Genomic DNA, 1,706 nt, shown 5'->3' with positions numbered 1-1,706 from the left:
CTTATTCGACGGCAGCCTTCAATTCGGGCAGCACCTCGAACAGATCGGCGACGAGACCGTAGTCTGCCACCTGGAAGATCGGGGCTTCTTCGTCCTTGTTGATCGCGACGATCACCTTGGAGTCCTTCATGCCTGCCAGGTGCTGGATCGCACCCGAGATGCCGCAGGCAATGTAAAGGTCCGGAGCAACGACCTTACCGGTCTGGCCGACCTGCCAGTCGTTCGGCGCGTAACCGGCATCAACCGCTGCACGCGATGCACCAACCGCGGCACCGAGAGCATCGGCAACCGGCATGATGACTTCCTGGAACTTCTCTTCGGATCCGAGCGCACGGCCACCGGAAATGATGATCTTCGCAGACGTCAGTTCCGGACGGTCGGACTTGGAAAGCTCCTCGCCGACAAACTCCGACAGACCGGTGCCATCCGTGCCCGCGACGGTTTCGATCGCCGCAGAACCGCCTTCTTCCGCGGCCGCGAAAGTGGAAGTCCGCACGGTGATCACTTTTTTGGGATCGCCCGACTTGACCGTCTGGATCGCGTTACCGGCATAGATCGGACGCTCAAAGGTGTCCGCATCGACAACGGCCGTGATGTCGGAAATCTGCATGACGTCCAGAAGAGCCGCAACCCGCGGCAGAGTGTTCTTGCCGTTCGCGGTTGCCGGAGCAACGATTGCGTCATAGTCACCGGCCATGCCGACGATCAGATCGGCCAGCGGTTCGGCCAGCTGATGCTCGAGCGCATCGCTTTCGGCAACCAGAACCTTGGCGGCACCGGACAGCTTTGCAGCAGCTTCGGCGACACCCGGAACGCCCTTGCCGGCGACCAGAACATGGACGTCGGAACCGAGCGCGGCAGCTGCGGTCATTGCTTTTGCCGTTGCGTCGCTCAGAACGCCACCGGCATGTTCAGCCACAAGAAGTGTTGTCATTTGTTTTCCTCCTGCGACGGGTCCTAAAGGACGCCGGCCTCGTTCTTGAGTTTGTCGACAAGCTCGCTGATGGAGCTCACCTTGATACCGGCCTGACGCGCAGGCGGTTCAGAAGTGGTGACAACCGTCAGGCGCGGTGCGACGTCGACACCGAAATCCTCCGGGGTCTTTTCGTCGATCGGCTTCTTCTTCGCCTTCATGATGTTCGGCAGGGAGGCGTAGCGCGGCTCGTTGAGGCGCAGGTCCGTGGTCACGATGGCCGGGAGTTTCAGCTTGACGGTCTGCAGGCCACCATCGACTTCACGGGTGACATCGGCTGTGCCTTCTCCCAGATCGACCTTGGAAGCAAAGGTGCCCTGGCTCCAGCCCAGAAGCGCTGCCAGCATCTGGCCGGTCTGGTTGCAGTCGTCATCGATGGCCTGCTTGCCGAGGATCACCAGACCCGGCTCTTCGGCTTCGACGATGGCCTTGAGGATCTTGGCAACCGCCAGCGGCTCGGTGGTTTCGTCGGTCTTCACCAGAATGCCGCGGTCTGCGCCCATGGCAAGACCGGTCCGAAGGGTTTCCGTTGCCTGTTGCGGGCCAACCGACACGACAATAACCTCAGTCGCCTTTCCGGCTTCCTTCAGGCGAAGAGCTTCTTCGACGGAGATTTCATCAAACGGGTTCATGGACATCTTGACGTTGGCAAGATCGACACCTGAACCGTCCGGCTTGACGCGAACTTTCACGTTGTAATCGATGACCCGCTTAACGGGTACGAGGATTTTCA

Annotated in this window: 2 protein-coding genes; both read right to left on the bottom strand. The window is 60.3% G+C overall.

The features are described from left to right. Position 1: 1 nt before the first annotated feature. The gene (locus tag ABLQ08_RS32410) at positions 2 to 934 is read right to left on the bottom strand and encodes an electron transfer flavoprotein subunit alpha/FixB family protein (RefSeq protein WP_352950911.1); all 933 of its coding nucleotides are present in this window, start codon (positions 932 to 934) and stop codon (positions 2 to 4) included. 23 nt (positions 935 to 957) lie between these two features. Next, positions 958 to 1,706 (bottom strand): electron transfer flavoprotein subunit beta/FixA family protein (locus tag ABLQ08_RS32405; RefSeq protein WP_352950910.1); only part of this gene is annotated, 749 nt, incomplete at its 5' end.

The organism is Roseibium sp. SCP14 (assembly GCF_040329475.1).
In the GTDB taxonomy this organism is placed as follows: domain Bacteria; phylum Pseudomonadota; class Alphaproteobacteria; order Rhizobiales; family Stappiaceae; genus Roseibium.
The sequence above is the reverse complement of the archived record's forward strand: the minus strand, read 5'-3'. Positions and strand labels throughout refer to the sequence as shown.